12 protein-coding genes are annotated in these 19,911 nt (G+C 67.5%); 9 read left to right on the top strand and 3 right to left on the bottom strand.

The features are described 5' to 3' along the window. On the bottom strand, positions 1–9,249 hold the full coding sequence (locus Y900_RS20595; RefSeq protein ID WP_036344220.1) for a type I polyketide synthase: 9,249 nt from the start codon (positions 9,247–9,249) through the stop codon (positions 1–3). Positions 9,250–9,729: 480 nt separating this feature from the next. Next, a complete protein-coding gene (locus Y900_RS20590) occupies positions 9,730–10,473 on the bottom strand; it encodes a DUF1906 domain-containing protein (protein ID WP_109751109.1) in 744 nt (247 codons plus the stop codon). A 172-nt stretch (positions 10,474–10,645) separates the two neighbouring features. Between Y900_RS20590 and Y900_RS20585 the strand changes: the two genes are divergently transcribed. The 5 genes from Y900_RS20585 to Y900_RS20565 all read left to right on the top strand — a co-directional run bounded on the left by Y900_RS20585 (position 10,646) and on the right by Y900_RS20565 (position 15,889). After that, a complete protein-coding gene (locus tag Y900_RS20585) occupies positions 10,646–11,677 on the top strand; it encodes an ABC transporter ATP-binding protein (protein WP_051660177.1) in 1,032 nt (343 codons plus the stop codon). Positions 11,678–11,693: 16 nt separating this feature from the next. After that, positions 11,694–12,884 (top strand): ABC transporter substrate-binding protein, encoded by a 1,191-nt coding sequence (locus Y900_RS20580; RefSeq protein WP_036344218.1) that lies wholly within the window; start codon positions 11,694–11,696, stop codon positions 12,882–12,884. Further along, the gene (locus Y900_RS20575; RefSeq protein ID WP_237752610.1) at positions 12,863–13,726 is read left to right on the top strand and encodes an ABC transporter permease; all 864 of its coding nucleotides are present in this window, start codon (positions 12,863–12,865) and stop codon (positions 13,724–13,726) included. Before Y900_RS20580 ends, Y900_RS20575 begins: the two co-directional genes overlap by 22 nt. Continuing rightward, positions 13,726–14,526, top strand: a complete 801-nt coding sequence (locus Y900_RS20570) for an ABC transporter permease (RefSeq protein ID WP_036344217.1) — start codon at positions 13,726–13,728, stop codon at positions 14,524–14,526. The genes Y900_RS20575 and Y900_RS20570 overlap by 1 nt, the downstream gene beginning before the upstream one ends. A 67-nt stretch (positions 14,527–14,593) precedes the next feature. Beyond that, the gene (locus Y900_RS20565; protein WP_036344215.1) at positions 14,594–15,889 is read left to right on the top strand and encodes an MFS transporter; all 1,296 of its coding nucleotides are present in this window, start codon (positions 14,594–14,596) and stop codon (positions 15,887–15,889) included. Here the strand turns inward: Y900_RS20565 and Y900_RS20560 are convergent, their stop codons facing one another. Beyond that, positions 15,890–16,309 carry a ChaB family protein gene (locus tag Y900_RS20560; RefSeq protein ID WP_036347375.1) on the bottom strand — a complete coding sequence of 140 codons (420 nt, stop codon included), beginning with the start codon at positions 16,307–16,309 and terminating at the stop codon, positions 15,890–15,892. A gap of 224 nt (positions 16,310–16,533) precedes the next feature. On the opposite strand from Y900_RS20560, the gene Y900_RS20555 reads away from it, so the two are divergent. The 4 genes from Y900_RS20555 (at position 16,534) to dosR (ending at position 19,893) form a co-directional block, all read left to right on the top strand. Continuing rightward, the gene (locus tag Y900_RS20555) at positions 16,534–17,925 is read left to right on the top strand and encodes an acyl-CoA dehydrogenase family protein (RefSeq protein ID WP_036344214.1); all 1,392 of its coding nucleotides are present in this window, start codon (positions 16,534–16,536) and stop codon (positions 17,923–17,925) included. Positions 17,926–17,996: 71 nt separating this feature from the next. Beyond that, positions 17,997–18,269: a dsRBD fold-containing protein gene (locus Y900_RS20550; protein WP_081845178.1), complete on the top strand. Its 273-nt coding sequence runs from the start codon at positions 17,997–17,999 to the stop codon at positions 18,267–18,269. 73 nt (positions 18,270–18,342) lie between these two features. Continuing rightward, entirely contained in the window at positions 18,343–19,212 is an 870-nt protein-coding gene (locus Y900_RS20545; RefSeq protein ID WP_036344213.1) for a universal stress protein, read from the top strand. A gap of 33 nt (positions 19,213–19,245) precedes the next feature. Continuing rightward, positions 19,246–19,893 carry a hypoxia response regulator transcription factor DosR/DevR gene (gene dosR, locus Y900_RS20540; protein ID WP_036344212.1) on the top strand — a complete coding sequence of 216 codons (648 nt, stop codon included), beginning with the start codon at positions 19,246–19,248 and terminating at the stop codon, positions 19,891–19,893. Positions 19,894–19,911 lie beyond the last annotated feature (18 nt).

The following is a 19,911-nucleotide window of genomic DNA, read 5'->3' as shown; positions in this document are numbered from 1 at the left end:
TTATCGCACGTAGAGGTCGTCATCGCCCAACCGTGAGGCCGGGTCGAGCAGCATCGCCGCCTCCTGGCGCTTCTCCGGCTCGTCATGGTTGAACCGGCGATCGGCAGGCTTCTCGTACATCGGCCGTCCACCGGCGATGGCCGAGGCCAGGCGGCGCTGACCTGCCAGCACCCGCTCGTGCGCCCGCTTGGTGTAGTCCGCCCGCTCCTGCTCGCTCAGCGACGCCAGGAACGCCTGCGGGTGCACCAGCGCAATCAGACCCGACACGTGACCGAAGCCCAGGCTGGTGACCAGACCCGCCTTCAGCGGGAACTTATCGCCCAGACGCAGGGTCTCCCGCGGCCACACGAAGTGTCCCGAGGAGGCCAGCTCGTCGTCGACGCAGTCCAGGCTGCGGTTCGGCGGGATGACGCCGTCGCGCAGGATCTGGCAGAGCCCCATCATCTGGAAGACCGCCGCGCCACCCTTGGCGTGACCGGTCAGGCTCTTCTGGCTGACGATGAACAGCGGAGCCCCGGGCGCACGGCCCAGCGAATCGGCCAGCCGCTCATGCAGCTCCGTCTCGTTGGGATCGTTGGCCAGCGTCGAGGTGTCGTGCTTGGAGATCACCGCGATGTCGTCGGCGCCGACCCCCAGCTTGGCCAGCGAACGGGCCAGCTGCGAATCCCTGCCGCCCCGACCGGCGCCCAGCGCGCCGAGACCGGGAGCCGGGATCGAGGTGTGGACGCCGTCGCCGAAGCTCTGCGCGTAACCCACCACGGCCAACACCGGTAGACCCATCTTCAGTGCCAGGTCGCCGCGCGCCAGCAGGATGGTGCCACCGCCCTGTGCCTCCAGGAAGCCCAGCCGGCGACGATCGTTGGCGCGGGAGAACTTCGAGTCACTGATGCCCTTGGCCCGCATCGTCGCGGTCTCGGCGGTCGCCGCCATGTCACCGAAGCCGATGACGGCCTCCAACGTCATGTCGTCGAAGCCGCCGGTGACCACCAGCTCGGCCTTGCCGAGGCGGATCTTGTCCATGCCCTCCTCGACCGACACCGCCGCGGTGGCGCACGCGCCGACCGGGTGGATCATCGAGCCGTAGCTGCCGACGTAGGACTGGATGACATGCGCGGCAACGACGTTCGGCAGGACTTCCTGCAGGATGTCGTTCGGCTTGGCCTTGCCCATCAGGTTGCCGTGGTACATCGTCTGCATCGACGTCATACCGCCCATACCGGTGCCCTGGGTGGAGGCCACCAGGCTGGGGTGCACCCAGCGCATCAGCTCGTTCGGGGTGAAGCCGGACGACAGGAACGCGTCGACGGTGGCGACGATGTTCCACAGCGCCACCCGGTCGATCGAGCCGGCCATGTCCGGGCTGATGCCCCAGACCGTCGGGTCGAAGCCGGTCGGGATCTGCGCCCCCACCGTCCGCGACAGCTTGGTCTTGCGCGGGACGCGAATCTCGGTGCCCGCCTTGCGGATCACCTCCCAGTCACCGGAGTCCGGCACCGGCCGGGCGACGGTGTGCTCGGGGTCGAACTCCACGAACGCACGAGCGTCGGCCTCCGAGGACACCACGAAGCTGAAGTCCTTGTCCAAGAAGACGCTGACCATCAGCGGTGAGGAGTGATCGGGATCGATGGCGCCGTCGTCCACGAATTCGCGGATACCGCAACGCTCCACGACGGCGTCGTGATAGCGCTCCACCAGCTCGGCCTCGTCGACGATCTCGCCGGTCGCGCTGTCGTACCAGCCCGGCTTCGGATCGTCCTCCCACCCGATCAGCCCGGTGGTCCAGGCCAATTCGAGCACGCCGGCCGCCGACAACTCGTTGTCGACCTCCATCTCGAAGCGGGTGCGCGACGAGCCGTACGGGCCCAGTTCGGCGCCACCGACGATGACCACCAAGTCGGCCGGGTCGACGTCGAGGTCGGCCCATGCCGGCGGCGTGTTCGCGACGTAGCCGCGCGGTGGCGATGGCAGCGCGGCGATGGTGCCCGCGGTCGGCTCGGAGGACGCAGCGGCATCCGCCGATTCGCTGGCCATCTGCTCACGGGCCTTGGCAGCCAGTTCGGCCATGTCGAGCTGGACATCGCCGAGTCCACCGGTGAGGTCGACCTTGAGCGGGGCGTTGGCCGAGGCGACCCTGGCCTCCACCGAGCACAGGTCGAGCAGCATCGCAGCCATCTCTTCCGTGCTGTAGGTGGTGACGCCGGCCTCTTCGACGGCACCGACGATGGCGTCGTTGTGACCCATCAGACCGGTGCCCTTGGTCCAGCCGATCAGCGCGTGCGCGAAGCTGACCCGCTGCGCCCACGACGTCTCCGCACTCCAGCGGTTGACCACCGCATCCAGCGCGGACTTGGACTCGCCATAGGCACCGTCACCGCCGAACATGCCGCGGTTGGGTGAACCGGGCAGGACGACGTGCAGACGCGAGGCGATGTCCCGCTCGGCACCGATGGACGACAGCCCACCGATCAACCGCTGGACGGCCCACAGCAGGACCTTCATCTCCATCTCGGAGCGCGAGCCCGCCTCTGACAGATCGCCGGCCACCCGCGGCGCCGCGAACGGGAACAGCAGCGTCGGGGTCAGCGCGTCCTTGAGGTGAATCGATTGCGGCCCAAGGCTTTCGGTCTGCTCGCTACCGACCCACGACGCCAGGGCGTCGATGTCGGAGTACGAGGCCATGTTGGCCGGGACCACCCACAGCGACGCGCCGTAGCGGGCGTGGTCGCGGTAGAGCGCCTTGTAGAACGCCAGCCGGTCGTCGTCGAGCTTGGACGTCGTCGCGATCACCGTGGCGCCGCCGTCGAGCAGACCCGCCACCACCGATGCGGCGATCGAGCCCTTCGACGCACCGGTGACCACCGCGACCTCGCCGGAATAGTGACCCTTGTCCGGGTTCTCGGCACCGGCGGCGATCCGGCCGAACAGGGACGCATGGATGTTGCGTCCACTCGCCAGGGCCCGGCCCTGCCACCAGTTGGCCTGGGTGGCAACGACATTGCCTGCGCCTTCGAACCGCTCCGAGAGCTTCAGCCAGTCGGCGTCGATATCGCCCTCGTCGGCCAGCCAGAGCTTGACCAGATCCTCGCGCGCGCTGGCCCAGCGGTCGTCGAGCAGCACCGCCTTCTTGGCATCGAACGCCGGGGCGACCAACCGCGGCCAGTCCGAGCCGAGCTCGGCGGTCACCAGGTCGATGAGTTCGGCGTCGGAGGCCGCGGGAGCGGCCGTCACCGGGTTGTCCAGGCCGAGCTGACCCAGCACCATGCGCGCGGCCGAGGCCAGCACACCGTTGCGACCGGTCACCGTCTCGGCGAACTCGGTCAGAGCGGCCGAGTCGACCACACCGCCGCCGGCACCGCCGGCCGACGGCAACGAGACCGCAATGCCCTTGCGGGCCGCCACCGAGGTGACCGCGGCGTCGATCGCCTTGTCCACGGCCGCGGCATCGGCCAGCGCGCCCTCGTGCAGGCCGCCGAGTGCGCCACCGCGCACGCTGCTGCCCTCACGGGTGCCCAGCGCCAGTTCGGCGGTGACATGCTTGGCCCAGCCGTCGCCCAGTTCCCAGGTCTTCTTGACCCGTTCGGCGATCGCGGCCGGCCGCTTGCCGGACGGGCCGAGCACCGTACGCAGCTGATCGTTGATCGCATCGGACAGCACCGGGCCGAACGGCTTGTAGGTGCGCGCCAACTTGGCGACCTGACCCTTCAGCGCCGCCAGATCCGCCTCGGCGGCACCGTCGATGGCGCCCAGGTTCAGCTCCGAACCGAGGTCGACCAGCAGCTGGTTACGCCGCGAGGACGCACCGTCGGTGATCGACTCGATCGAATCGAGCGGCTCGATCTGGTCGATGCGCATCTTGGCGCTCAGCGCGATCAGCGCCAATGTGGCGTCACCGGCGTCGAATCCGATGTCGTCCGGGCGGGGGCCGCCGGACGGTGCGGCCGCCGGCGCTGCCGCCGGGGCGGCCTCGACCGCAACGGCTTCAGCCGGAGCCTCGCTCGTTGCTGCCGGTTCGTCGTCGGAGTCGTCGGTGGCCGGGTCCTCGTCGCTGGCGAACAGCACGGGGGCGTCGCGCTCGGAGTTGAGCACTTCCACTGTGCTGTGGGCATATTCCGGCAACTTCAGGGTGTTGCTGGCCAGGCCCGCGACCGTCGGCGCGGACTTCACGCCGATCTCGACGAAGCGCTCGACACCCAGACCGCCGGCCGCCTCTTCGATGAACAGCAGGTCCTGGGTCTCGATCCAGCGGACCGGGCTGGCGAACTGCCAGGCCAGCAGCTCGATCACGATCTTGCGGCACAGCTCGTGCGGCTTCTCGTTACGCCAGGTGTCGTAGTCGGCGAGGATCTCGTCCAGCGGCTCGGCCGGCACCAGATCCCGGATCTCCTGGACGAAGTCGCGATCGAGCGTGAACGGCCGCGGCACCAGGTTCGGGATGTAGCGCCCGATCAGCAACGCCGGATCGGCATCGGCGGGCATGACACGTTCCAGCGCGCGACGGAAATCGTCGACGCCGACTCGCAGCACGTCCGAGTGGAACGGCACGTCGATGCCGGGAACGAGGATGAACGACCGCTTGCCGCCGCTGATCTCGCGGCGCCGCTCGACTTCTTCCTCCAGCGCCTCGAGACCGCGCACCGTGCCGGCGATCGCGTACTGCGAGCCGCGCAGGTTGAAGTTCACGATCTGCAGGAACTCCCCTGTGCGCTCGGCGATCTCGGCCACGAACTCCGTGACGTCGGCATCGGGAAGATCGATCTGCGACGGCCGGATCGCGGCCAGCCGGTAATTGGAGCGGCCCATCTCGTCGCGCGGGACGATGTCGTGCATCTTGCTGCCGCGGTGGAACACCACCTCCAGCAACGCCTCCAGCGGATACACCCCGGACACGCAGGCCAGTGCGGTGTACTCACCGACCGAGTGGCCGCAGGCGATCGCGCCCTCGACGAACGCACCCTGCTCACGCATCTCGGCGACCTGCGCGGCGGCGACGGTCGCCATCGCGACCTGAGTGAACTGCGTCAGGTACAGCACACCTTCGGGGTGCTGGTAGTGCACACCGGAGGCGATCAGGCTGGTCGGGTTGTCCCGGACCACGTGCAGCACCGAGAAGCCGAGCGTGTCGCGGGTGAACTTGTCGGCGGTGTCCCACACCTTGCGGGCGGCCTTGGACCGAGCGCGCACCTCCATGCCCATGCCCTTGTGCTGAATGCCCTGACCGGGGAAGGCGTACACCGTCTTCGGCGCCGCCAACCGGGCGGTCGCACTCATCACCAGGTCGGTGCCGATCTTGGCGGTGACCTCCAAAACCTCAGCGCCCAGGTCGATTCCGACCCGGTCGACCCGGAAGTCGATGTCGTCGCCGGGCTTGACCATGCCCAGGAAGCGGGCGGTCCAGCCGATCAGCTTGGCCGGCGCACCGGGCTTGCCGTCAGTGGCGGTGACCACGTGCTGGGCGGCGGCCGAGAGCCACATGCCATGCACAATCGGCGATTCCAGCCCGGCCAGCAGCGCGGCGGCCTGGTCGGTGTGGATCGGGTTGTGGTCACCGGAGACCACGGCGAACGGACGCATGTCGACCGGCGCGCCGATCGTGACGTCGCGGCGACGGCGGCGCGGGGTGTCGGTGGCGTTCTCCGACACCGCTCCCCCGGCGCGTACCGGGTCGGTGAGTTCCTTGGCGCCGGTTCGGCCGCGGATTGCGAAGCGCTCCTCGAGGACAGCCAGGATCATGCCCCTGGCGTCGGTGACGTTCACCGTCACCGGCACGACGCGCCCGACCTCGGTGTCGGTGGCGACCGAAGCCGTTGCGGTGACCGTCAATTGGGTCGGTTCCTTGGGCAGCGGCTTGAGCAGGCGGGCCGCGTGGTCCAGATGCACCAGGCTGAGCAGACCCTCGACGACCGGGAAGCCGGAGTCGGTGGCCGCGCCGCCGATGGCGGCGAACACCGCGGGCCAGCAGCGGCCGACCAATGCGTCAGGAACGATCGACAGCGTCGGCGCCAGCGGCGAACCGAACGTCGCGGTGACGCCGGTGTGATCGGCGACCCGCTCGGGATCCCAGCCGACGGTGACCGTGGTGGAGCCGTTGACCACCGGCGGCAGCGCGTCGGGGCCGTCCACCCCGGCAGCGATGGCCAGCACGGCGCGCATGGCGGTGGCGGCGTCCTCGGTACGAACGACCGGCATTCCGCCGTCGATCACGGTGGCGGGCAGGCTGAAGGCGATGTCGATCCAGGTGCCCGACAGCGGGATGCTGAGCACCACCCGGTTGTCCGCGGTGACTTCGAGTCGCGCCCCGGTGTCATGATTGGTTGCCGAATTGTTATCGCGGACTTGCCATTTCGACGGCGCCGCGATGCGGTGTACCGGGTTGGTGGCGGTGCGACCGGCCCACAGCACGTCGGGCGAATCCAGCACGATGGCCAGCGGCCCGGTCGCGTCGGTGCGCACCCGCAGTCGCGCGGCTACGGGCTCGGGCTGCGCGCCCGAGGCCAGCACCTCGTCGACCGCGGCCTGCTCGAAGCGGTCGAGCAGGTCACCGACCGGCTCGTCGACCTGGGTGATTCCCGCGACGGCCTGGGTACCGGGGATGACGCACACCTGGTCGGCGGTGTAGCGCGCATCGTGCGCCTGCCACAGGGAGTCACTGCGCCACCAGCGCCGAACGTCTTTGTCGATGACCGGGACGAAGTTGACCGGCTTGCCCAGCGTCTTGCACAGCTGGACGAAGAACGGCACGTCGGCCGGGTGCAGCAGCACCGACCCGGCGTCCGGGTAGCGGGCCTGCAGGGCCTCCAAGGCCTGGCCCGGGTTCTCCAGCAGCCACTCGCCGTCAGCCGTGGACGCATCGAACAGCGTCTCGATCGGGCCGGTGTCTTTCGCGTTGAGTCGGGCCTCCGCGCGCTGCAGCATCTCGGCGAAGCGGTCCCGCCAGGTGATGTCGAGCCACGGCGAGTCGGCGGTCTTGGTGTCGGCTGTGGAGTCGTCGTCACCGATGGACAGCTCGACGAAGCGCTGCAGCCACTGCAGGTACGTCATCTCACCGACGTCGCCGAAGTAGGGCTTGGCGGTGACGGCCATCGCGGCGATGATCTCGTCCCGGCGCGCCGCCACGGCCTCGGCGTCACCGGCGACCTCGTCGAGCAGGCGGCCGCAGCGGGAGGCGGCGTTGTCGATCTCGTGGATGTCGGCGCCCAGCTGGCTGCGCCCGGAAGCCATGCCGTTCACAGCTTTTCCGGCGCCGACCCAGTGATCGGTGCCGATGGTGTCGACCAGCAACTGCTTGACCGCGGGCGAGGTGGTCGCCTCCAGGCAGGCCATCGCCGCGGTGCCGACCAGGATGCCGTCGACAGGCATCAGCGGGTAGCCGTAGACGGCGGACCACCGGCCGGACAGGTACTCCGCGGCGCGCTCCGGCGTACCGATGCCGCCACCGACGCAGACCGTGATGTTGGCGCGGCCGCGCAGTTCCGAGTAGGTGGTCAGCAGCAGGTCGTCGAGGTCTTCCCAGGAGTGGTGGCCACCGGCGCGGCCGCCCTCGATGTGGACGATCACCGGCTTGGTGGGCACCTCGGCGGCGATCCGGATGACCGAGCGGATCTGCTCGACGGTGCCCGGCTTGAAGCAGACGTGGGCGATGCCGACCGTATTCAGCTCGTCGATGAGGTCGACGGCTTCCTCCAGCTCGGGGATGCCGGCGCTGACCACGACGCCGTCGATCGGCGCACCGGACTGGCGTGCCTTCTGCACCAACCGCTTGCCGCCCAGCTGCAGCTTCCACAGGTAGGGATCCAGGAACAGCGAGTTGAACTGGATGGCTCGGCCCGGCTCCAAGAGCTCGACCAAATCCTCTATGCGCTTGTCGAAGATGGCCTCGGTGACCTGGCCGCCACCGGCGAGTTCGGCCCAGTGGCCGGCGTTGGCGGCCGCGGCGACGATCTTGGCGTCGACGGTTGTCGGCGTCATGCCCGCCAGCAGAATCGGCGAGCGACCGGTCAGCCGGGTGAACTTGGTCGACAGCTTCACCGAGCCGTTGGGCAGGGTGACCACCGAGGGCGCGTAGCTCGACCACGGCTTGGCCACCTCGGGAACCGCCCCGACGGTGAACAGGTTGCGCTGCCCGCCGCGGGTGGCGGCCGGCACGATGCCGATGCCGAGGCCGCGGATGACCGGCGCGGTGAGCCGGGTGAGGATGTCGCCGGGGCCGAGGTCGAGAATCCATCGAGCTCCGGCGTCGTGCAGGGCGGTGACCTCTTCGACCCAGTCGACCTGCTGAACCAGGATCGCGTCGGTCAGGGCGCGCGCCAGCTCGACGTCCAGGCCGACGGCAGCGGCCCAGCGTCCCACGATGTCGATCCCGTCGGCCAGCCGCGGGGTGTGGAAGCCGACCTCGACCTGGACCGGATCGAATACGGGCGCGAACACCGCGCCGCCGCGGTTCTTGTTCTTGCGGTCGGCCGCTTCGGCGTCGGCGATCTGCTCGCAGTACAGCTCGAATCGGGACAGCTGTTCCGGGGTTCCGGTGATGACGACCGAGCGTCGGCCGTTGCGGATCGACAGCACCGGCGGCAGCACGGTCCGGACGTCTTGAGCAAACTCTTCGAGCAGTTCGTAGATGCGTTCCGGCTCGGCATTGGTCACCGAGACCATCGGCGGGCGGTCGCCCAGGACCGAAATACCGCGGCGACGGGCGACGAGCGTGCCAGCGGCGCCGATCAGCTGGGCCAGAGCGAGCAGTTGGACATCCTTGGCCCCACCGGCGCGCAGCGCCTCGACCGCCAGCACGCCCTGGGAGTGGCCCGCGACGGCCACCGGCGGGGCGGCCGCCAGATCCATGCCCTGGCGCGCCAGGGCCCGGGTGGCGGCAATCTGGGTCAGCAGGACGCCGGGGACCGACACCGCGGCCGACGTCAGCTGCTTGGCCGAGGGCACCGCTTCCTCGGCGGCCAGCGCGCGCACCCAGCGCAGCGGCTCGAAGCCGATCGGGCGGACCACGACGAGTTCGTCGGCGACGGGCTCGAGCAGCAGCTCAGCCTCACCGGCCAGGGTCGCGAGCTCGGATTCGATACCGGCCGAGGTGACCAGCTCTTCGAGGGTCTCCAGCCAGGCGCTGCCCTGTCCACCGAAAGCCACGGCGTACGGCTCACCGGCGTTGAGACGATCGACCAGCGCATGCGTGGTGGTCTCCTTGGCGCCCCCGCGCCATGATCCGTCGCCCGTGGAAAGCCTGTCGTGCTCGTGGATCGTCACCTTGTGTATCTCCCTGTCGTGCTCGTCGTCGCGGTCGTCGCGTCTTCGTTTCGTATGTCGGTGTGGGCGATTCCCCGTCGAATCACGGCCGCCGCGCGCTTCCCCCGTGAGGGTGCCGGCTGACATCTCGGCTCTACTAAGAGTGGCATAAGAACCAGCACCATTTTCCGCCCAAGATTGGTTACTGACGAGTTCTACGGACGGGTAACAGCACGCTGGGTAACACCGCGCCGAACAGGCGCCCAGACCATCCGGGACAAACGTCCTGCATGCAGGTGGTTACGGTTGAGTAGGGGAAACAGTGCTGTTCAAAGCACGATTGTTATCGAATCGTTACCTGTCGATTTTCCGCCGCGCGTCTGCGCCCGAGATCGCCAGCCAAGCACTTGCTAGGTTTTTCAGTCCACAATTGTTCACCAAAATGGCGTCATCGAGTTTGCTGGCAAATCCTTACTTGCCGGTAAGTTTTTTGCCTTTGAGTCAGTCCCACTGGCCGAATTGCGGCTTGAGGATGTTGTTCAGGTCGACGCCCACACCCGCCACCTTGCGCTTGTCGATCTCGACCTGATGCAGGTGCGCGGCAGGGTGGGTGTAGCCCTCCGGGGAGCCCCAGTTGTGCTGCCAGAACCAGGACCCGAGACCGTCCTGCAGGGCCCAGTCGATGACCTTGGAGTTCCCGTACACGCCGACGCGCTGATGTCCGAGCACCGATTCCCAGGCCCTCAGGTACGGCGCGATCTGTGTTTTGTACTGATCCGCGGTCGGGTCGTCGTCGATCGACACGTAGATCGGGGCTGCCACCGGGCCTCCGGCGGCGGTGTGCAGCTGCCAGCCCCGTTTGGCGTGGATGATTCCGGCCTGCTGGCCGCCGAGCCAGTCCGCCGTGTCCTGCTTGCCGAACTGGTAGTTGGACACGATCTTCAGGCCGGCCTGATACAGGTCGCGGGCTTCGGCCAGCTGAATCGGCTTGCCCAGCATCCATTCCCCGCCCGGCCGCCGGTCCGAGACGTACCGGATGGCGCCGACGGCACCGGATGCCTTCAGATCGCTGGCGCTGATGACGCCTGCCGCGTAGTCGAGCAGTACGCCCAGGGACCCGGTGGCGGCGGTAGCCGGCTCGGCGCTCGCAACGGGTGTCGTGAGCGTCGACGCCAGCGTCCCGAGACCCAGGGCGGCCGGGGTCACGGCGGCCAGTTTGAGGACGTCGCGTCGCGACATGAACACGAGCCCCAGAATATGACAGTTGCCTCAACGACTACACCAACGACACCGGTCACATCGCATCACATTTCGGCGTCCACGGTGTGGATCGCGAATCCGGTGGCCCAGAGGTTCGATGACCGGCGAAGTCCACCATGACGCTGCGGGTGGACAACTCAATCCGTAGGATCCACCCATGCCGACCGCCCCCTCTCGCGCACCGCAGATCGAGTTGCGCGGGGTGCGAAAGGTGTTCGGCGAAGTGACCGCGGTGGAGGGCGCCGACCTGACCGTCGCCGACGGGGAACTGTTCGCGATTCTCGGTCCGTCCGGTTCGGGCAAGACCACTGTGCTGCGGATGATCGCGGGCTTCGAGCAGCCGACCGCAGGCACGGTTCACCTCGGTGGCACCGACGTCACCGCGTTGCCGCCGGCCAAGCGCGACACAAACACCGTTTTCCAGGACTACGCGCTGTTTCCGCACATGACGGTCGCCCAGAACGTGGAGTACGGCCTGAAGGTCAAGGGCGTGCCCAAAGCCGAACGCCGCGAGCGCACGGCAGCCGCGTTGGACATGGTGCGACTGTCCGGGCACGCGGCGCGCAAGCCCGCGCAGTTGTCGGGCGGCCAGCAACAGCGGGTCGCGCTGGCCCGCGCGCTGGTGGGCCGGCCCAAAGTGCTGCTGCTCGACGAGCCGCTCGGCGCGCTGGACCTCAAACTGCGCGAGCAGATGCAGGTGGAGCTCAAGGCGATTCAGCGCGAGGTCGGCATCACGTTCGTGATCGTCACTCACGATCAGGACGAAGCACTCACCCTCTGCGACCGGCTCGCGGTGTTCAACGAGGGCCGCATCGAACAGGTCGGCGCCGCGCGCGAGGTCTACGAGAACCCAGCCAACAGGTTCGTCGCCGACTTCGTCGGCACCTCCAATGTGGTCGACGGTGCGACCGCCGAAGCGCTGGTCGGCCGACCCGGCACCGTCGCGATCCGCCCGGAACGCATCGCCGTGCTGGCACCTGAGGAGACCGTCCCGGCCGGAATGCGCAGTGTCACAGCCCAAATCGCCGAAGTGGTGTACGCGGGACCGATCACCTGGGTGGCCGTCGACGCATCCGGGGTCGGTTTGACCGCAACCCTGCTGTCAGCCGAGGCATCCACCGACCTCACTCACGGTGCAACCGTCGTACTGGCCTGGCCAGACAGCGCCGTCCGATCCCTGTCCGCCTGAGAAGAGGAGCTTCGCCATGAGAACCACCACCCGCCGCCTCGGCGTTGCGCTAGCCGTGTGCGCCGCACTGGTCGCAGCCTGTTCGAGTTCCAACAACTCCGGCGGCGGCACCACCGCACCGCCGAAGATGGAGCCGTTGTCGGCCCTCGGCAAGGGCGAAGGCCAACTGAACCTCATCGCCTGGCCCGGCTACGCCGAGGACGGGTCCAACGACCCCAAGGTCGACTGGGTGCACCCGTTCGAGCAGAAGACCGGCTGCAAGGTCAACGTCAAGATCGGCAACACCTCCGACGAGATGCTGCAGTTGATGCGCACCGGTCAATACGACGGCGTGTCGGCGTCCGGTGACGCCACGCTGCGCCTGATCTACGCAGGCGACGTCGCCCCGGTCAACACCAAGCTGGTGCCCAACTACGAGACCATCTCGGCGTTCCTCAAGGACAAGCCGTGGAACTCGGTGAACGGCCAGATGTATGGCATCCCGCACGGCTGGGGCGCGAACCTGCTGATGTACAACACCGATGTCGTCAAGGGCGCCCCGGACAGCTGGGGTGCGGTGTTCCCCGGCGCCCCGGAATACAAGGGCAAGGTCACCGCCTACGACTCCCCCATCTACATCGCCGACGCCGCGCTGTACCTGTCGAAGACGAAACCCGAACTCGGCATCAAGAATCCGTACTCCTTGACTGAGGACCAGCTCAATGCCGCGGTGGATCTACTAAAGGCGCAGCACGGCAACATCGGCGAATACTGGTCGGACTACACCAAGGCGGTGCAGGCCTTCGAGTCCGGCACCTCGGTGATCGGCACCACCTGGCAGGTGATTGCCAACATGATCACCTCCGACAACAAACTCAAGATCGCCACTGTGCTGCCCAAGGAAGGCGCGACCGGATGGTCGGACACCTGGATGGTCTCCTCCAAGGCCAAGAACCCCAATTGCATGTACCAGTGGATGGATTGGATCACCTCGCCACAGGTGAACGCCCAGGTGGCCGAGTACTTCGGTGAGGCCCCCGCGCAGACCAAAGCCTGCGAATTCACCAGCGACAAGACGTTCTGCGACACCTATCACGCCACCGATTCCGCCTATGCGGAGAAGATCAGCTACTGGACGACGCCGCAGAAGCAATGCGTGGACGGCAGCGGTGACAACTGCACGGCCTACAACGAGTGGGTCGACAAGTGGCAGCAGATCAAGGGCTGAGCCGACGGGTGGGCCCCGGGATCAGCCAGCGCCTTCGTCTCGCCTTCCTGCTCGTTCCGCCACTGGCCTGGCTGGTGGTGGCTTACCTGGGATCGCTTGGCGTACTGCTGCTTTCAGCCTTCTGGAGCACCGACACCTTCACCGGCGCGGTGGTGCGCTCCTACACCGGCGACAACATCGTGCGGGTGCTCACCGACGCGGTGTTCCGCACAGCCACCCTGCGCACGGTCGGGATCGCGTTGAGCGTCACCGCCATCTGCATCGTGCTGGCCGTACCACTCGGCCTGTACATGGCCAAGGTCTCCTCACCGCGCGTGCGATTGGCCCTGGTGGTCGCGGTGACCACCCCGTTGTGGGCCAGCTATCTCGTCAAGGCTTATGCCTGGCGGATGTTGCTGTCTCCGGAGGGTCCGCTGCACTGGATGGCCGGGTACACACCGGGCTACGGCCTGATCGCCACGGTGCTCACGCTGGCCTACCTCTGGTTGCCGTACATGGTGATCCCGGTGTTCGCGGCGTTCGAGCGGGTGCCCGGCCCGCTGATCGACGCCAGCTCCGACCTGGGCGCATCAGATCTCACCACACTGCGAACCATCGTGGCGCCGTTGGTGTTTCCCGGCATCGCGGCCGGTTCGATCTTCACGTTCTCACTGTCGATGGGTGACTACATCGCGGTGACGATCGTCGGCGGCAAAACCCAGATGCTGGGCAACATCATCTACGGACAGTTGGTGACCGCCAACAACCAGCCGCTGGCGGCCGCGCTGTCGCTGATCCCGCTGGCGGCGATCGTGCTCTACCTGCTCGCGATGCGGCGCACCGGCGCATTGGAGAACGTCTGATGCTGTCGCCCACCCTGCGCCGGCTGGTCCGGATCTGGACGCTGTTCGTGCTCGTCTTCTTGTACGCGCCGCTGCTCCTGGTGGTGCTCAACGCGTTCAACTCGTCGAAGACCTTCGCTTTCCCGCCAAGTGGTTTCACGCTGCGGTGGTGGGCCGATGCTTGGGCCAGCGACGGTATGTGGCATTCGCTGGCCAACTCGGTGGTGGTGGGTGTGTGCGCAACGGCTCTTGCGCTGCTGTTGGGCAGCATGGCCGCATTCGCCGTACAGCGCTACGAGTTTTTCGGGCGGCAGACCATCAGCTTCCTGGTGGTGCTGCCGATCACGCTGCCCGGGATCGTCACCGGTATCGCGCTGAACGCGACGTTCACCTCGGCACTGGGGATGACGCTGGGACTGGCGACGGTCATCGTCGGCCACGCGACGTTCTGCATCGTGATCGTGTTCAACAACACCCAGGCCCGGCTGCGCCGGCTCGGCACCGGTCTGGAGGACGCGTCGGCCGACCTCGGCGCATCGGGCTGGCAGACGTTTCGCTATGTCACGTTCCCGATGATGCGGGGCGCGCTGGTGGCGGGAGCGATCCTGGCCTTCGCGCTCAGTTTCGACGAGATCGTCGTCACCACGTTCACCGCGGGGCCGACGGTGCAGACCCTGCCGATCTGGATCTTCGGCAACCTGTTCCGGCCCAACCAGGCTCCGGTGATCAACGTCGTCGCCGCGACGCTGACCGTGCTGGCGATCATCCCGGTGTGGCTGGCGCAACGCTTCGGCGGCGATCCCGCCTCGACCCGGGTATAGCTCGGGAATCAATTTGCGTGGCCGGGAGATGATTGGTCGGGGCGAATCGGCGAAAGGATGACGGACAGTGCGGGCCTGGATTGTGTGGTCGACGGGAACGTTGGCTTACATCGTCGCCGTCCTGGACCGCACCACCATGGGCGTGTCCGGCCTGGATGCTGCCAAGCGATTCTCGGCGAGCCCCGGCGTGCTGTCGACGTTCGTCGTGCTGCAGGTGATCGTCTACGCGGCCGCACAGATCCCGGCGGGACTGCTCCTCGACCGGTTCGGGTCCAAAAAGATGATCCTGACTGGTGCGACTCTGATGGTCGCGGGTCAGCTGGTGCTGGCAGTCACTGTGTCGTTGCCCACCGCGATCGCCGCCCGCGCGGTCGTGGGGCTCGGCGACGCGTTCACGTTCATCTCGGTGTTGCGGCTGGTGCCGCACTGGTTCAGGCCACGTCAGATCCCGTTGGTGACCCAGTTGACCGGCATCTCAGGCCAACTGGGACAAGTACTTTCAGCGGTGCCGTTCCTGTCGCTGCTCATCGGGTCCGGGTGGACCCGGGCGTACCTCGCCGTCGCGGCGTTCGGCGTGCTGTCCCTGGTGCTGACCCTGGCTCTGGTGAAAGACACCCCGAGCGGTGTGACGGCCCATGATCCGGTGACCAGCGTTCGCGAGACGCTGGCCAGCGTGAAGACGGTGTGGATGCGACCCGGCACCCGGCTCGGCTTCTTCACCCATATGGGCACCCAGTTCTCGGTCACCGTCTTCGCGTTGATGTGGGGAGTCCCGTATCTGACAGTGGCGCAGAATCTTTCGCGCGGTGAGGCGGGAACACTGCTGACCATCTCGGTGGTCGCCGCGATCGTCTTCGGGGTGTTGATCGGCATCATCACCGGCCGGCATCCGCACCGGCGATCGTGGATCGTGCTGGGCATCGTCATCAGCAATGCGCTCATCTGGACGGTGGTGCTGGCGCTGCCGTCCGCGGCACCGCGCTGGTTGCTGGTGCTCCTGATCGTGGTGATCTCGTTCGGCGGCCCGGGCTCGATGGTCGGCTTCGATTTCGCCCGTACCTTCAACCCGCGCTCGACGCTGGGCACCGCACAGGGCGCGGTGAACATGGGCGGCTTTGTGGCCTCACTGCTGGTCATGCAGGCGATGGGCGTGATCATCGGTGCGACCGGCGGCTACTCGTTCGCATCGTTCCGGCTGGCCTGGTGCGTCCAATACGCGGTGTGGGCGTTTGCGATCGCAGGCATCCTGATCACCCGCCGCAAAGCCAGGCGCACGATCGGCCAGATCGAGGAAAGCCGGTACCTGCTGGAGTTCTTCAGCGACTCCGAATCGGCGCAGGCCAGCCCTCGTCCGGACCGTTGATCAACGGTTGCGGCTGCTCTCGCGGCGATTAGCCTTCATGATCGCTTCGACCAGTTCGCCCTTGTTCATCGAGGAACGCCCGCTGATGTCGAGTCGTCTGGCGACGTCGAGCAGATGCTTCTTGCTCGCATTGGCGTCCACCCCCTCGGCGCTCTTGCCTTTGGGGTTGGGACCACCGCTGCGGGCCCGCGAATCCGAGGGCCCCTTGGAACTCTTGGCCTCCCAATGGTCGCCGACCTTCTCATAGCTGTGCTTGAGCGCGCTGTAGGCCACCCGGTGGGCCCGCTCGCCCTCGCCGTACTCCTCGGCCGCCGCGTCGTGTGCCTTGGCGAACGTCCGCTGCGCCTTCGCGTCGGACTTCTTCAAAGTGCTGGGCAACTCACTCTTCTTGGCGTCGCCGCGCTTGGTTGTCTTGGGCATCGACATCACCTCCGTGTCCAGTCGACTACCCGGCCACCAGGGGCAAAAAACGTCGGTGCAAAGGGCGGTAACACCCACCGGTCGGCGGTCGATATCCCAGTCAGCCCCGAGCTGCCGTGCAACCCGACTCCGCGGCAGCCCGGGCTCCAACTTTTCCCGGCCGTCGGCCCGACGTTTGATCATGCGGTACCGGAGGTATCACCCAAGCGTCGAAGGGACGCACGATGGGCCTGGACCTCACGCCGACGAATGCGCAGCACGATCTCGCTCGCCGCGCACACGAGTTCGCCGAACACTGCATCCGGCCGGTGGCCGCCGACTACGACAAGCGCCAGGAGTTTCCCTGGCCGGTACTCGAGGAAGCCGCCCGCCGGGGGTTCTACAGTCCGCTCTTCTACCGAGACCTCATCGGTGATCCGACCGGCCTGTCGCTGCCGATGTTCATGGAGGAGCTGTTCTGGGGTTGTGCGGGAATCGGTTTGGCCGTGGTCATGCCGGCGCTGGCGCTGTCGGCGATCGGCCAGGCCGCCACCCCCGAGCAGATGCTGACCTGGGCGCCCGAATGCTTCGGCACCCCGGGAGATCTGAAGCTCGCCGCGTTGGCGATCTCCGAACCCGAGGGTGGCAGCGATGTGCGCAACCTGCGGACCCGGGCCCGTCGCGACGGTGATGACTGGATCATCGACGGGCACAAGATGTGGATCGGCAACGGCGGCATCGCCAACGTGCACGTGGTCAACGCCGTCGTCGACGAGGAACTGGGTCACCGCGGACAGGCCTTGTTCGTAGTGCCCGGTGGCACACCGGGTTTGGAGCTCGTCCGCAAGCTCGACAAGCTCGGGTGCCGCGCATCGCACACCGCGGAGCTCAAGTTCAACGGCGTGCGGGTGCCCGGTGCGAACCTGCTCGGCGGGCAGGACAAGCTCGAGCACAAGCTGGCCAAGACCCGCGAGGCCATGGCGACCGGCGGACGGCGCTCCGGATCGGCGACGCTCGGCACATTCGAGCAGACCCGCCCGATGGTGGCGGCCCAGGCGCTGGGAATCGCCCGGGCCGCACTGGAATACGTGACCGCCTACGCCAACCGCCGCGAGGCGTTCGGCGCTCCCATCATCGACAACCAGGGCATCGCCTTCCCGCTCGCCGACCTGGCCACCGGTATCGACGCCGCCCGGCTGTTGACGTGGCGCGCATCCTGGATGGCCGCCAATAACGTCCCGTTCGAGCGGGGTGAAGGCTCGATGGCGAAGCTGGCCGCCAGCGAGATCGCCGTCAAAACCACCGAGCGGGCCATCCAGACCATGGGCGGCTGGGGCTACATCAGCGACCATCCGGTGGAGAAGTGGTACCGCGACGCCAAGCTGTACACCATCTTCGAGGGCACCAGCGAGATCCAGCGGATCGTGATCTCCTCGGCGCTCGGCGCCGCCGACGGCGGGCCGCCGATGCATGTCGAGTTGGAACCGTCGGGCGGTCCGTTCAACCGGCTGTTCGGCCGCGGCACCCCGGCGCGCGGCCGTGTCGCCGAGACCGCTCTCGCCATGAAAGACCGCGTTCCGGAGCCGGCGATGCGGATGGTCATGAAGGTTCTGGCGCCGCCGAAGCCGAAGCGCTGAGCCGCCGAACGGCCCGCCCCGATGGGACTTCAGCCCCTATCAGCGACGCCGGCCCCCATGGTCGGATCGGTATGACTGAGGGGGACATCATGGAAGATCTCGACCAGACCAAGCATTCGGCCGTGTTGATCGCCGTCGACGAGGACGCCGATCGCACTCGGGCCACCGCACTGCTGTCCTGGCGGAGTACCGCCCTGGTGGGTATGGGGACTGCCTGCATGGATGCCGGTACCGAGCATGCTGTGGAACTGCGCGACGAGGTGGCCGTCGCGAGGGCGTTGTCCAACCTGGCCAGTCAGCTCTTCGCGACGTCGATGTCGGAGATCGACGCCGCCGCCGGCTAGCGACCCGGCGTTTTCACCGCGCGCTGATGTCGCCGTCGGCGACAATGGAGTCCGCCGTCCCGGGGAGCCCCTGATGCCCGAATCGTTCACACCGCCGTCCATCGTGGTGGGCATCGACGGTTCTCGGGGCGCTGTGCGGGCCGCGTTGTGGGCGATCGACGAAGCAATCAGCCGCGACATCCCCCTGCGTCTGGTCTATGCGATCCATCCGCCCGGCCCGGATCCGGCGAATCCGCAGGAGGAGGCGCGCCTGCTCGCCGGCGCCGAATTCGCGGTCCGCTCCGCGGCAGACGCGGTCGAGGCCACCGGTCGGCAGGTCAAACTCGAAGTCGAGATCCTTCAGGGTCTGCCGATCGCGACGCTGGTGGACGCCTCCCGGGTGGCGGCGATGATCTGCGTCGGCGAGGTCGGCCTCAAGCACTTCGACGCCGACCGCATCGGGTCGACGGCGACCGCGCTGGTCACCGCGGCGCACTGCCCGGTCACGATCGTGCGGGGCGAGGATCGGATCGCCGGCCATGATCCCGGCTGGATCGTCGTCGAGCTCGACGAATCCCCCGACAGCGCGGCGGTACTCCAGTTCGGGGTCGCCGAAGCGCGCTTGCGGGGCGCGCCGCTGCGGGTTCTCGGCTCGTGGCAGTCGCGCTACACCGACGTCCACGACTCCCACGCCGTCTCCGACGGCAATCGGATGGTGCGCGCGCAACTGGACCGCCGGCTGTCGCATTGGAAGAACCAATATCCCGATCTGGACGCCCGACCGGTTGCGATCCACGGCAGCGTGCTGAACTATCTGGCCAAACACGCCGGGTCCATCCAGCTCGTCGTAGTGGGCGCGCGCAACGCCCGGGGCATCGAGGAACTGCTGGGTCCGACCGGGTCGGCGGCCCTGCACAACACCGATTGCTCGGTTCTGGTGGTCGACCGTCAGCGATTGTTGTGACACGCGACAGCGAACTCCCGATATCGTTGCGGCATGGTCAAGGTCTTCCTCGTCGATGACCACGAAGTCGTTCGCCGTGGACTGATCGACCTGCTGTCCGCCGATCCCGATCTCGAAGTCATCGGTGAAGCCGGTTCGGTGGCCCACGCGCTGGCGCAGATCCCGGCGCTCAATCCCGACGTGGCGGTCCTCGACGTACGCCTGCCCGACGGCAACGGCATCGAGCTGTGCCGCGACCTGCTGTCTCGGATGCCCAACCTCCGGTGCCTGATGCTGACGTCCTTCACGTCCGACGAGGCGATGCTCGACGCCATCCTCGCCGGGGCGAGCGGCTACGTGGTCAAGGACATCAAGGGCATGGAGCTCGCCGAGGCGATCAAGGATGTCGGCGCGGGCCGGTCGCTGCTCGACAATCGTGCCGCCGCGGCGCTGATGGCCAAGTTGCGCGGTGCCGCTGAGCGTTCCGATCCCCTGTCGGGTCTCACTGAACAGGAACGGGTCCTGCTCGGCTTACTTGGCGAGGGTCTGACGAACAAGCAAATCGCCGCGCGAATGTTCCTCGCCGAGAAGACGGTGAAAAACTACGTATCGCGTCTCCTGGCAAAACTTGGGATGGAACGCCGTACCCAGGCAGCAGTGTTCATCTCGAAGCTCGACCATAATCAGCGCAGCCAAGAGTGAAGCGGCCGTTGCCTTCTG

The sequence above is a fragment of the Mycolicibacterium aromaticivorans JS19b1 = JCM 16368 genome (assembly GCF_000559085.1).
In the GTDB taxonomy this organism is placed as follows: domain Bacteria; phylum Actinomycetota; class Actinomycetes; order Mycobacteriales; family Mycobacteriaceae; genus Mycobacterium; species Mycobacterium aromaticivorans.
The sequence above is the reverse complement of the archived record's forward strand: the minus strand, read 5'-3'. Positions and strand labels throughout refer to the sequence as shown.

Excerpts from the sequence above, each read along its gene's own strand:
- Y900_RS20570 (WP_036344217.1), top strand. The coding sequence starts at position 13,726 with ATGCTGTCGCCCACCCTGCGCCGGCTGGTCCGGATCTGGACGCTGTTC.
- Y900_RS20545 (WP_036344213.1), top strand. The coding sequence starts at position 18,343 with ATGCCCGAATCGTTCACACCGCCGTCCATCGTGGTGGGCATCGACGGT.
- Y900_RS20550 (WP_081845178.1), top strand. The coding sequence starts at position 17,997 with ATGACTGAGGGGGACATCATGGAAGATCTCGACCAGACCAAGCATTCG.
- dosR (WP_036344212.1), top strand. The coding sequence starts at position 19,246 with ATGGTCAAGGTCTTCCTCGTCGATGACCACGAAGTCGTTCGCCGTGGA.
- Y900_RS20555 (WP_036344214.1), top strand. The coding sequence starts at position 16,534 with ATGGGCCTGGACCTCACGCCGACGAATGCGCAGCACGATCTCGCTCGC.
- Y900_RS20560 (WP_036347375.1), bottom strand. The coding sequence starts at position 16,309 with ATGCCCAAGACAACCAAGCGCGGCGACGCCAAGAAGAGTGAGTTGCCC.
- Y900_RS20585 (WP_051660177.1), top strand. The coding sequence starts at position 10,646 with ATGCCGACCGCCCCCTCTCGCGCACCGCAGATCGAGTTGCGCGGGGTG.
- Y900_RS20580 (WP_036344218.1), top strand. The coding sequence starts at position 11,694 with ATGAGAACCACCACCCGCCGCCTCGGCGTTGCGCTAGCCGTGTGCGCC.